This window comes from Halobaculum rarum (assembly GCF_040025155.1).
GTDB classification, from domain to species: Archaea; Halobacteriota; Halobacteria; order Halobacteriales; family Haloferacaceae; genus Halobaculum; species Halobaculum rarum.
This window is the reverse complement of the sequence record NZ_CP157275.1, coordinates 349456-362052: the sequence shown is the minus strand read 5'-3', so window position 1 is coordinate 362052 and position 12597 is coordinate 349456. Positions and strand designations below refer to the sequence as shown.

Annotated in this window: 9 protein-coding genes; 3 read left to right on the top strand and 6 right to left on the bottom strand. The window is 68.2% G+C overall.

Going from position 1 to position 12597, the window contains the following annotated elements; genetic code table 11:
- Positions 1-7: 7 nt before the first annotated feature.
- The 6 genes from mch to ABJD39_RS01855 all read right to left on the bottom strand — a co-directional run bounded on the left by mch (position 8) and on the right by ABJD39_RS01855 (position 9280).
- Positions 8-943, bottom strand: a complete 936-nt coding sequence (mch, locus tag ABJD39_RS01880) for a methenyltetrahydromethanopterin cyclohydrolase (protein WP_348611378.1) — start codon at positions 941-943, stop codon at positions 8-10.
- 81 nt (positions 944-1024) lie between these two features.
- A complete protein-coding gene (locus ABJD39_RS01875) occupies positions 1025-1459 on the bottom strand; it encodes a hypothetical protein (RefSeq protein ID WP_348611376.1) in 435 nt (144 codons plus the stop codon).
- 103 nt (positions 1460-1562) lie between these two features.
- The gene (gene gltB / locus ABJD39_RS01870; protein WP_348611373.1) at positions 1563-6107 is read right to left on the bottom strand and encodes a glutamate synthase large subunit; all 4545 of its coding nucleotides are present in this window, start codon (positions 6105-6107) and stop codon (positions 1563-1565) included.
- 391 nt (positions 6108-6498) lie between these two features.
- Positions 6499-7998 carry a proline--tRNA ligase gene (gene proS, locus ABJD39_RS01865; RefSeq protein WP_348611371.1) on the bottom strand — a complete coding sequence of 500 codons (1500 nt, stop codon included), beginning with the start codon at positions 7996-7998 and terminating at the stop codon, positions 6499-6501.
- Positions 7999-8222: 224 nt separating this feature from the next.
- A complete protein-coding gene (locus ABJD39_RS01860) occupies positions 8223-8744 on the bottom strand; it encodes an 8-oxo-dGTP diphosphatase (RefSeq protein WP_348611368.1) in 522 nt (173 codons plus the stop codon).
- Entirely contained in the window at positions 8741-9280 is a 540-nt protein-coding gene (locus tag ABJD39_RS01855; RefSeq protein ID WP_348611366.1) for a hypothetical protein, read from the bottom strand. Before ABJD39_RS01855 ends, ABJD39_RS01860 begins: the two co-directional genes overlap by 4 nt.
- Positions 9281-9488: 208 nt before the next feature.
- On the opposite strand from ABJD39_RS01855, the gene ABJD39_RS01850 reads away from it, so the two are divergent.
- The 3 genes from ABJD39_RS01850 (at position 9489) to ABJD39_RS01840 (ending at position 12501) form a co-directional block, all read left to right on the top strand.
- Positions 9489-11414, top strand: a complete 1926-nt coding sequence (locus ABJD39_RS01850; protein WP_348611363.1) for a beta-CASP ribonuclease aCPSF1 — start codon at positions 9489-9491, stop codon at positions 11412-11414.
- Between the two features lie 208 nt (positions 11415-11622).
- Complete coding sequence (locus ABJD39_RS01845; RefSeq protein WP_348611360.1) at positions 11623-12012, top strand: methylglyoxal synthase; 390 nt, start codon at positions 11623-11625, stop codon at positions 12010-12012.
- A gap of 42 nt (positions 12013-12054) precedes the next feature.
- On the top strand, positions 12055-12501 hold the full coding sequence (locus tag ABJD39_RS01840; protein ID WP_348611357.1) for a DUF7332 family protein: 447 nt from the start codon (positions 12055-12057) through the stop codon (positions 12499-12501).
- Positions 12502-12597 lie beyond the last annotated feature (96 nt).

The following is a 12597-nucleotide window of genomic DNA, read 5'->3' as shown; positions in this document are numbered from 1 at the left end:
CGACGGTTCACTGGTAGTCGAAGGACGCCGCGAGCAGGTCCTCGCGGGTCTCGCCCAGCGCGTACGTCGGGCCGTCGAGCACGTCGACGGTGACCGCGGCGGGCGCGAACACCGACTCGTCGAGTTCGTAGAAGTCGTAGTCCGCGTCCGCGAAGACCTCCGCGAACGGCCGGCCGAACTCGGCGGCCGCACTGGAGGGGACCTCGTCGAAGCGGTCGAAGTCCTCCGCGACGGTGAGGTGGACCTCGCCGCCGTACGCGAGCGCGTCGTTCGTGCGGCCCATCGCCTCGGTCTCGTCGTAGCTGACGGGCGCCACCGGCGCGGAGCCCGCGGCCGACTTGATATGCTCGGGGTCGTACCCCAACTCGAACAGGCGGAAGACCGCGAGTTCGGCGGCGCGCGCGGCCGCGGTCACGCTCCCCGCCGTCGAGCCCAGCGCCGTCGTCGGGAGGTACACCGCCTGCTCGTTCACGTTCGCGCGCTCGGCGACCTCGGCGACAACCTCGTCGTCGGGGAGGATCGCGCTCTCCACGCAGAGGACGGTGAGGTCGAACTCGTCGTAGTAGCCCAGCGCCTGGAACTCGCGCTCCTCGCCGACGAGCGCGCGGGCGGGCCCGGAGCCGAGCCCCGAGAAGTGCTCCGTCTCCAGTTCCCAGCCGGCCTTCTGGGAGCCGAGCAGCGCGACCCCTGGGTGGTCCGTCGTCAACTCGACGTAGGGGGTGGGCGAGCCGTCGACGCGACCCATCCCGGTCTGGAGGGTCGCCAGTCCCGCGGTCTGTATCTCCGCGAGCAACATCCCCGCCTCGATGCCGCCGTCGGCGTCGACGCCGAAGTCGACCACCGTCGCGCCGGAGTCGAGCTCGTAGGCCGCGAGATTGAGTTCGTCGGCGAAATCGAGCGCCTCGTCGACCAGCTCCACCGCCATGCGATTGAGGCTGTCCATGGGCGGGCTTGGGCGGCATCCCGGTTAAGTTCGGTCTTGTGTCGATGCCTGGGGACGCGGGGACGTTCCGATATCGACGGGTTATGAGGAGAGATACCAGCCGAACAGCAGTGGGGAGACGAGCAGCGCGATCGGGACAGCTATCCAGACTTGCCCTGCAAGCACGTCGTACTGACCGAGCGTGACCGAAACCGGCGTTCCTTCGACGGCCCCGACGGCGAACTCGAAGCCGACAGTGAGCACCGTCCAGAGTATCCCGACGAGGACGAGTTCTGCCTGCGCGTAGTCGACGGGAGTCCACGAGAAGAAGGCGAACGAGACGAGGAGGATCGCGGCGACCAATATCGCGGTGCTCAGCACGTGCCCACTGTATTCGCCGACGCGGGGAATGAGGACGATCTCTCGAACACCGCCGTTGACGACGGCGATGACCGCCATCGCGACCCAGATGCCCAGTGGGTACAGGAACACGTTCGGTCTGATCGATACCGCTTCCGACCCGAGTGAGGTGGCCATGAGAACCGATCCACTGTACGACGAGAAAATCCCATCGGGGATTCTCACCGAGTGTCTCGGTCGAACCCCGTGAAAACAGCACGACCCGAAACCCCGGGTCGGCTCAGTCGTCGCCGACGACGCCCGCGCCGAACTCCGCGGTCGCGGCGCCGCCCTCGGCGGGGTCGGGGAGCTGCTCGCGTACGTCGTCGCCGCGGCCCTCCGCGATGACCTCCGCGTAGGCGTCGGGGAGCACGCGCGTGAACTCGACGACGACCGCCTCCCAGTCGTCGAGCAGCTCGCGCGCACGGTCGCTGTCGGTGCGCGCGAGGTGGTTCTCGACCAGGCGGCGCACCATCGCCTCGTCCTGGTCGGTCAGCTCCTCGGAGAGGCTCACCATCCCCTTGTTCGTTTTCGCGGCCAGTTCGTCGTCCGGGTCGTGGACGTACGCGACGCCGCCGGACATCCCCGCGGCGAAGTTGCGCCCCACGTCGCCCAGTACCGCGACGACGCCGCCGGTCATGTACTCACAGCCGTGGTCGCCGACGCCCTCGACGACCGCCTTCACGCCGGAGTTGCGCACGGCGAAGCGCTCGCCGGCGACGCCGTTGACGTACGCCTCGCCGTCGGTGGCGCCGTACAGCGCGACGTTGCCGATGAGGACGTTCTCGTCGGGCTCGAAGGCGGCGTCCTCGGGCGTCTGCACGACGACCGTGCCGCCCGAGAGCCCCTTGCCGACGTAGTCGTTGGCCGCGCCGACGAGGTGGGCGTCCACGCCCGCCGCGAGGAACGCGCCGAACGACTGGCCGGCCTCGCCGCGGAAGTCGAGATCCAGTGTGCCCGCGGGGAGGCCGTCCTCGCCGTGGGCCCGCGAGATGCGGTTCGACAGGGTGGCGCCGATAGCGCGGTCGGTGTTGTCCACGTCGGTCGCGAGCGCGGCGGGCTCGCCCGTCTCCACGCTGTCGCCGAGTTCCTCGAGCAGCTCCCAGTCGAGCGCCTCCGCCAGATCGGGGTGATCCTGCTCGCGAACCTTGTGGCGCGGGCCGTCGTCGTTCGGCTCGGCGATGAGCGACGAGAGGTCGAGCTTGCTCGCCTTCGGGTGGTCGACCTCGCGCTGGGAGAGGCAGTCGACGCGGCCGACCAGCTCGTCGACCGTGCTGAAGCCCAACTCGGCCATGATCTCGCGCAGCTCCTGCGCGATGAACTGCATGTAGTTGATGACGTGCTCGGGCTCGCCGGGGAAGCGGTCGCGCAGGTCCTCGCGCTGGGTGGCGACCCCGACGGGGCAGGTGTTCTGGTGGCACTGCCGCGCCATCACGCAGCCCGAGGAGACGAGCGCGGCCGTCCCGAACGCGAACTCCTCGGCGCCCAGCAGGGCGGCGACGGCCACGTCGCGGCCGGTCTTCAGCCCGCCGTCCGCCGAGACGGTGATGCGGTCACGCAGGCCCGTCGCCCGGAGCATCTGGTTCGCCTCCGCGACGCCCAGCTCCCACGGGAGGCCGGCGTTCTTGATCGAGGTCTTCGGCGACGCGCCCGTCCCGCCGGAGTGCCCGGAGATGTGGACGATGTCCGCCTCCGCCTTCGCGACGCCGGCGGCGATGGTGCCGATGCCGGCCTCCGAGACGAGTTTCACGTTGATGTCGGCCTCCGGGTTGGCGGCCTTCAGGTCGTAGATGAGCTGCTTCAGGTCCTCGATGGAGTAGATGTCGTGCAGCGGCGGCGGCGAGATGAGGCCGACGCCCGGCGTCGAGTAGCGTACGTGGGCGATGTACTCGTTTACCTTCGCGCCGGGGAGGTGACCGCCCTCGCCGGGCTTGGACCCTTGCGCCATCTTGATCTGGATCTCCTCGGCGTTCGCGAGGTAGTTGGAGGTGACCCCGAAGCGGCCGGAGGCGACCTGCTTGACGCTACAGCCGCGCTCGGTGTCGAAGCGCTCGGGGGGCTCGCCTCCCTCGCCCGTGTTGGACTTCGCGCCGATCCGGTTCATCGCGATCGCGTTGTTCTCGTGTTGCTCGGGCGAGAGGCTCCCGAGGCTCATCGCGGCCGTCGAGAAGCGCTTGGCGATCTCGTCGACGGGCTCCACCTCCTCGACCGGGATGGGGTCGCGGTCGCTGTCGACCTCGAGGAGGTTCCGCAGCTCCGCGGGCGTATCGGGGTCGTTCACCTGCGCCGAGAACTCGTCCCACGCCTCGCGGTCGCCCTCCCGGACGGCGGTGTGCAGCGCGTTCACCGAGTGGGGGTTCCAGCCGTGTTTGATCCCCGTCGAGCGGTGCTCGTACTCGCCTTGCGTCTCCAGTTGCGGGTCGTCGCCGAAGCCGACCGCGTAGCGCTCGCGCAGGTCCGACTCGATCTCGGGGAGCCCGATCCCCTCGGTCCGGATCTCGGTGCCCTCGAAGTACTCGCGCACGAGGCCCGAATCCAGGCCGACCGCCTCGAAGATCTGCGCGCCCTGGTAGGACTCGACCGTCGAGATGCCCATCTTCGCCATCGTCTTCAGCAGCCCCATCTCCAGGGCGTCGCGGTACGCCCGCAGCGACTTCTCCTCGTCGGCGCCGTCGGGGCCGGCGACGATGTCGCGGACAGTGTCGTACGCGAGGTACGGACACACCGCGCCGGCGCCGTAGCCGACGAGAGACGCGACGTGGTGGACCTCGCGGGGGTCGCCCGACTCGACGACGAGGCCCGCACGAGCGCGCAGCCCCTCGCGCACGAGATGGTGGTGGACCGCGCCCGTCGCGAGCAGGCTCGGGACGTGCAGGCGCTCGGGACCCATCCCGCGGTCCGAGAGCACGAGCACGTCGGCGCCGTCACGGACGGCCTCGGCCGCGGCCGTCCGGAGGGCTTCGATGGCGGTTTTCAGGTCCTCATCGGGGTCGAACGTCATGTCGAGCGTGACCGATGTGAGGTCGCCGTCGGTTGCCGTCCCCAGGTCACGGAGGGTCGCCGTCTCCGCCTCGGTGATGACGGGCGAGTCGTGTACGACCTGGCGGGCGTGTTCGGGCGTCTCCCCGAGGAGGTTGCGCTGGGGGCCCAGCCGCGTCTCGAGGGAGGTGACCAGCTCCTCGCGGATGTAATCGATCGGCGGGTTCGACACCTGTGCGAACAGCTGCTTGAAGTAGGTGAACAGCGGGCGGTCGAACTCCGAGAGCACCGAGAGGGGCGTGTCGTCGCCCATCGAGCCGACCGGGTCCTTCCCCTGCTCGGCCATCGGGCCGATGAGGTGGTTCAGCTGGTCGGTGGTGTAGCCGAAGGCGGCCTGCCTGCTGCGGAGGTCGTCGGCCGGCCCGGTCTCCGGGCTCGGGTCGGCGTCGTCGGTCACGTCCGTGAGGTCGCGCTGCTCGGCGTCGACCCATTCGCCGTACTTGTCGTCGGTGAGGTCGGCGAACACCTCCTCGTCGTCGAGGACGCGCCCTTCGGTGCGGTCGGCGACGAACGTCTCGCCCGGCCGGAGGCGCCCGCGCTTACGGACCTCGCTGGGGTCGTGTTCGAGGGCGCCGACCTCGCTGCCCATCACGAGGCGGTTGTCGGTCGTCACGTCGTAGCGACACGGCCGGAGGCCGTTGCGGTCGAGCACGCCCGCGACGCGGTCGCCGTCGAAGCCGATGACGAGCGCGGGGCCGTCCCACGGCTCGACCAGCGAGGCGTGGTAGTCGTAGAAGTCGCGTCGGGCCTCGCTCATCGCGTCGTCCTTGCGGTACGCCTCGGGGATCATCATCCGCAGCGCGTGCGGAAGCTCCCGCCCACCCTGAAGCAGGAGGTCGAGCGTCTCGTCGACGGAGGCCGTGTCCGACTGGTTCGGGTCGGAGATGATCGGCCGCATCGCGTCGAGCTCCTCGTCGGTGAAGCCGCCGTCGGCGAGGTCCGACTGGCGCGCGCGCATCCAGTTGACGTTCCCCTGGATCGTGTTGAACTCGCCGTTGTGGACGACGTTGCGGTACGGGTGCGCGAGGTGCCACGCGCCCAGCGTGTTCGTCGAGAAACGCGCGTGCACGAGCGCGACGCCCGAGTCGAGGCGCTCGTCGCGCAGGTCGGGGTAGTAGGCGTCGATCTGGTCGGCCTTCAGCAGGCCCTTGTAGACGACGCGTCGGCGATCCAGCGAGCAGACGTAGAACCGCTCGCCTGCCAGCTCATCGGCGGCCGACTCCACCGCGCGTCGGGCGACGTACAGCCGTCGGTCGAACGTCTCCTCGTCGAGGTCGCCGCCCTCCGCAGGCGCGACGAACACCTGGCGGACGTCGGGCTCCGCCTCGAGCGCGGTCCGACCCAAGTCTGCGCCTGTCGCGTCGGTGGGGACGTCGCGCCACGCGAGCACATCGAGGTCGTACTCCGCGAGCGTCGACTCGAACAGCGCCTCCAGTTCCTCGCGCGCGGCGTCGTCGACCGGCATGAACACCGACCCCACCGCGTACGTCTCGGGGAGGTCGCCGACGACGCCCTCGAAGAACTCGTCGGGCCGCTCGATCATGATGCCGGCGCCGTCACCGGTGTTCTGCTCTGCACCCGTCGTCCCTCGATGTTCGAGGTTCTCGAGCAGGTCGAGTGCGTCCGATACTACTTCGTGTGATCGCCCGCCGTCGAGGTCGACGACGGCCCCCACACCACAGTTCGAGCGCTCGTCATTGGGGTCCGCCAGGCCCCCGACGCGCGCCGACGCGTCCGGCTCAGTCATGGATGCCTCTTCTCGTGGCCCCAATAAAGGATTGACCCTAAACGGCTAAGGGTGTGTTATTGCCATATTAGGATATTATAGGATGACCGTATCCGTTCGGACGATCGTGAACGATCTCGATCGCTGGATGGCGTGCTGTGACTCGAACTCGAGTTATCATTCATCTTAGTGACAAGAGTTCCCCGTCGTGGGAGGAGCGCCCGATGAAGGCGATCGCGCCGACGGAGATAGTTGCGGCAACCGAAATGATCGCCGCGACCGAAATGATCGCCGCGACCGAAATGATCGCCGCGACCGAAATGATCGCCGCGACCGAAATGATCGCCGCGACCGAAATGATCGCCGCGACCGGGATGATCGCGGGGATCGGGACGATGGGACGGCGGCGACCTCAGTACGACTTCGCGAAGTACGCCGTCCGCGTCGCGTCGTCGTCGCAGACGGCGCAGGTGTCGTCGTGGTCGGTGCCGTGGCGGTCGTCGTCCTCCTCGAACGGGACCATCACGATCTCGGCGGCGATCTGGTCTTTGATCTCCGCCTCGCAGGCCTCGTCACCGCACCACGGCGCCTTCACGTAGCCGCCGTGCTGGCCGATGGTGCCGAGGATCTCGTTGCGCGAGTCCGCCTCGCGCACCTCGCCTTCGAGATTGTCCTCGGCGGCGGCGTACAGCTTCGCGTACACCTCGTCGAGGTGCTCGCGGGTCGCCTCGGCGACGCCGTCGCGGTCGACGGTCGTCTCCTCGCCGTCGGGCCGATGGACGACGGTGACCTCGTCGTCCTCGACCTCGTAGGGGCCGATCTCGAAGCGCACGGGAACGCCGTTGAGTTCGTGTTCGTTGAACTTGAACCCGGGATTGCGCGTGTCACGGTCGTCGAGTTCGACGCGGATCCCCGCCTCCTCCAGTTCGTCGGCGACGCCCTCGGCGTACTCGAGCACCTCGTCTTTGGTGTCCTCCTGCCAGATGGGGACGATCGCGACCTGCGTGGGCGCGACGGTGGGGGGCAAGACGAGCCCCTGGTCGTCGGAGTGGGTCATGATGAGCGCCCCGAGGGCACGCCACGAGAACCCCCACGAGGTCGTGTGAGCGAGCCGCTCCTCCTCGTCCTCGCCGGAGAAGGTGATGTCGAACGCCTCGGCGAAGCTCGTTCCGAGGTAGTGTGAGGTGCCGCCCTGCACGGACTTGCCGTCGGGCATCAGCGCCTCCACCGTCGTGGTCGTGTCCGCCCCGGGGAACTTGTCGTGATCGGGCTTCTGTCCGCGAAGGACGGGGATCGCGAGGAAGTCCTGATATGCGGACTCGTACTGCTCGAGCCGTGTCAGCGTCTCTTCCCACGCGTCGTCGCGGTCGGCGTGCGCCGTGTGGCCCTCCTGCCAGAGGAACTCCTTCGTGCGGAAGAACGGCTTCGTCTCGGTCGCCTCCCAGCGCACGACCGAGCACCACTGGTTCACTCGCAGGGGGAGGTCGCGGTGGCTGCGCACCCACTGGCTGATGTAGGGTGTGATGATCGACTCGGAGGTGGGTCGGACGGCGAGGCGCTCGTCGAGCTCCTCGTGGCCGCCGTGCGTCACCCACGCGACCTCGGGGTCGAAGCCCTCGACGATGTCCTTCTCGGCCTCGAGGTACGACTCGGGGATGAACATCGGGAAGTAGGCGTTCTGCACCCCGGTGTCCTTGAACTTCGCGTCGAGGAAGCCCTGTAGGCGCTCCCACAGCGCGTAGCCGCGGGGCCGGGTGATGATGAACCCGGACATCCCCTCGGGCGCGTAGTTCGCCAACTGCGCCTTCTGGACCACCTCGGCGTACCACTCGCCGGTCTCGTACTCCTTGGATTTCGTGATCCCCAACTCCTGGTCGTCGCCGTCGGAGTCGGTGGATTCGTGTTCGCTCATACTCGTGGATATCGGACTGCCGTCTTAAACTCGGTGCGATCGGTCGCCGGTGTATGCGGAGGGAATGAGAATGAATGCGTGGCTACGCGCCACGCGGCGGGACAGGGACGCGGACGAGCCGCTCGCGTCGACGGCGGACTGAGATCGAGGCGCGGCGAGCGGCGCTCATATCCGAGTTCACCGACGCCACCAGTAAGAGCGTTTTCCAGCCGTGCGGACGGCTGTCACAGACGACTCGGAGCGGGCGGAGCGACGCCGGACTCCACGGCGACGTATCGCGGTTCCCCGTCGTGGTAGACGAACGTTCCCCGAAACCGGTCGCCGTTGAGCACCGTCGGCAACCACTCGCGGTCGGTCGCCCACATCTCCGCCGTCGGGAGGTCGTCGACGGGGGCCCACACGGGCACCGCTTCGTCGGTCTCGCTCGGTGTTCCCTCGAACGCGGTCGCCCGAAAGACGTGGACGACGGCCGACCAGTCGTCGGCCCAGTAGGCGAACGCGCCCGCACGTTCCGGGTCGCGGACGCGGATCCCGAGCTCCTCGCGCACCTCGCGGACGACGCACTCGCGGGGCGACTCGTCGCCCTCGAGCTTCCCGCCCGGCCCGACCACCTTTCCGGCGCCGACGCCGCGCTGTTTGCGGATGAGCAGCGTCCGGTCGCCGTCGACGACGTGACACAGCGTCGCCTCGGGGAGGACCTCACGTGCGGCGTCGGGAGCCAGCACGGCGGGTGTCGATCCTGTCACGGTTCACCTCCGCTAGCGTCCTCTCCGCCAGGTTCCTCCCCGTCGGCGTCACGCGGCGGAACCGCGAACGGACTGTCGCCCTCGCGCCACGACCACCCCGGGAGCCGGGTCTGGAATCCCGCCGCCAGCGCCGCGTCGAGGTCGTCCGCGCCCGCGGCGTCGTCGGGGCCACCGTGTGTCCGGGTATCCGCGAAGTGGAACGTCGCCTCCGCCAGCAGCGCGAGCGGCTGGCCGCCGGCGATGGTCGACGCGAGCCGCCGCCCGAGCAGTTCGTCGACGACGAAGCCCGGATAGTCGCCCTCAACGTCGAGATCGCGGAGGAGCCCGGCGAGGGCCGCGACGTTGACTGCGCGGTCGCCGTCCACGAACACGCGGTCGACCTCGCGGCGGTACCGCTCCTCGGTGACGGGGTCGACGTCGGTGTCGAACAACTCGCCCAGCGCGGCTCTGGTGTCGTTGAGCAGGGGGACGACCGCGGGGGCACGGTCGCGGAGACGGTTGCGCTCCGCGGTCACGGACGCAGGTGTGAGTCGCATACGGGCCGTTCGGACCGCCCACTGGTAGTGGTTTGCGAAGGGTTTTATAACACGCGGGGGATACGGGGTGATAAGCGGGTTTTCCGTCGCCCACGAGGGCAGCTACAACGGAGCGTCCCGTACGCATGCAGTCTTCAACTCACAGTCGACCCGAGGGCGTCGCGTCCGACAGCCGCGCCCTCCGGGACCCGCGACGATCCTCTCACATATGAGTCAAGTCGAGAAGCAGTTAGCCGACACGAAAGCACAGATCGAATCGGAGATCCCCGACGATATCTCCGTCACCGACGTCAAGTACGAGGGCCCGGAGCTGGTCGTGTACACGCGCCACCCGAAGGAGTTCGCCCAGAACGGCGATCTCGTCCGACGGCTCGCCTCCACGCTCCGAAAGCGGATCACGATCCGTCCACACCCGGACGTACTCTCCGATCCAAGCGAGGCCGAGGCGAAGATCCAGGAGATCATCCCCGACGACGCCGGCGTCGCCGACCTCGATTTCCACGAGGACACCGGCGAGGTCGTCATCGAGGCCGAAAAGCCCGGCATGGTCATCGGCCGTCGCGGCTCGACCCTCCGGGAGATCACCCAGGAGGTGGGCTGGACGCCGGAGGTCGTCCGCACGCCGCCGATCGAGTCCTCTACCGTCTCGAACGTCCGCAACTTCCTGAAGCAGGAGCGCGAGGAGCGCCGCGACATCCTCGAACGCGTCGGCCGCACCATCCACCGCGAGGAGATGGCCGACGAGCAGTGGGTCCGTATCACCACGCTCGGCTGCTGCCGGGAGGTCGGGCGCGCCTCGTTCGTTCTCAACACCGCCGAGACGCGGATTCTCGTCGACTGCGGTGACAAGCCCGGTTCCGAGGGAGAGGTGCCGTACCTCCAAGTGCCGGAGGCGCTCGGCGCGGGCGCACAGAACATCGACGCGGTCGTGCTCACCCACGCCCACCTCGACCACTCCGCGCTCATCCCGCTGCTGTTCAAGTACGGCTACGACGGGCCGATCTACTGTACGGAGCCGACGCGCGACCTGATGGGGCTGCTCACGCTTGATTACCTCGACGTGGCCGCCAAGGAGGGTCGCACCCCGCCGTACGACTCCGCGCAGGTGCGCGAGGCGATCAAACACACCATCCCGCTGGAGTACGGCGACGTGACCGACATCGCGCCCGACATGAAGCTCACGTTCCACAACGCGGGCCACATCCTCGGGTCGGCCGTCTCGCACTTCCACATCGGCGACGGCCTCTACAACGTCGCCTTCTCCGGCGACATCCACTACGACGACACCCGCCTGTTCAACGGCGCGGTCAACGACTTCCCGCGCGTGGAGACGCTCGTGATGGAGTCCACCTACGGCGGTCGCAACGACTATCAGACCGACCAGGAGGACTCCGAGCAGAAACTGACCGAGGTCATCAACGAGACGTACGAGAACGACGGGAAGGTGTTGATCCCGGCGTTCGCGGTCGGCCGTTCCCAGGAGATCATGATGGTGTTGGAGGAGGCGATGCGAAACGACAAGATCCCGGAGATTCCGGTCCATCTCGACGGGATGATCTGGGAGGCGACGGCGATCCACACCACCTACCCCGAATACCTCCGCGACGAACTCCGCGATCGCATCTTCCACGAGGACGAGAACCCGTTCCTCGCCGACCAGTTCAACCACATCGACGGCGGCGAGGACGAGCGTCTGGAGGTCGCCGACGGCGGCCCCTGCATTATCCTGTCGACCTCGGGGATGATGACCGGCGGCCCCATCATGTCGTGGCTGCGCCACCTCGGCACCGAGGAGAACTCCAACCTCACGTTCGTCGGCTACCAGGCGCAGGGGACGCTCGGGCGCCGCATTCAGAACGGCTGGGAGGAGATCCCAGTCCAGGACCCGCAGGACCGCAGCCGAACCTCGACGCTGACCCTGAAGATGGGCGTCGAGACCGTCGACGGTTTCTCCGGCCACGCCGACCGCCAGGGGCTGGAGAACTTCGTGAAGACGATGAACCCGCGCCCCGAGAAGGTGCTGTGCGTCCACGGCGACGAGCGCTCCGTGCAGGACTTCTCCTCGGCGCTGTATCACGACTACAACATGCGGACGTTCGCGCCGAAGAACCTGGAGACGTTCCGGTTCAAATGAACCTCTTTTGACCGGGGGTTTCCTCGGCGCCTTCGGCGGCCTACGGGAACCCCCGGCCAAAACCCGTTCATGCCAAAATAGCCGCTCACTCGGGCCTACGGCCCTCGCTCGCGGTACGACACGGAATGATACCGCCCGCTAAACGTCGGTGACTGGCGCGAGGGGGACCACCGCCGGTACTCAAGTCCCACGCTATCGAGGACCGTGTATGCGCCTCGCGCTCATCGCCCACGACGAACAGAAGGACACCCTCGTCGAGTTCGCCCGCGAGTACACCGACATACTCGCCGCCCACGACCTGCTCGCGACGGGAACGACCGGCAAGCGCCTCAACGAGGAGACCGACCTCACCGTCGAACGGAAGTCCTCGGGACCGCTCGGCGGCGACATGCAGATCGGCGCTGAAGTCGCCAACGGCGACTGTCACGGGATCGTCTTCCTGCGTGATCCGCTGACGGCACAGCCCCACGAGCCGGATATCTCCGCGCTGTTGCGTGTCTGCGACGTCCACGACGTCCCGCTCGCGACGAACCCCGCGAGCGCGACGTACCTCATCGAGGGGATCGAACGCGAGGACCCGGAGTATCAGGACGGATAGCCGGCGGGGACGACTTTTCACGCCGACCGCCGAAGCGACGCTGTGAGCCGTCCGGATCCGACACACGCCGTGCTCGCGTTCCTCGTGTCGCTTGCGGCCGTTGGGGGCCCGGCCGTCGCGCCCGCGGCGGCCGCCCCCGAGGACTGCTTCGGCGACGGCCGGGACCTCGACATCGGCACCGAGGGCCCGACGATCGACGTCTCGGTGTACACCTCGCTGTTCACGAACCTCGGCGGGAAGGGGACGCTCGGGATGTCGGCGATCGGGCACACCGGCGAGTTCGAGGTGATCAGCCTCCGCACGGGCGTCGTCTTCGCGGGCGTCGGCAACCCCGAGACGTTCCTCGCGGACCCGTTCTCGCGGTTCGCGCTCGCGTTCGACTACACGCTCTCGCTGCCGATGCTCTCGGCGGCACCCGGCGAGACCACCTACGAGCAGTCTGAGGCGCCCGTCGAGGGTGTTCCCGCAGCGGAGTGCTCGGTGGACTGAGGGGCGCGACGACGCTCGAATGGCCGTCGGTTCTGTCTCCCACTGGCACGGTCGCTGCGAGATCTGGAACGAACGGGACGCAGACAGACATATATC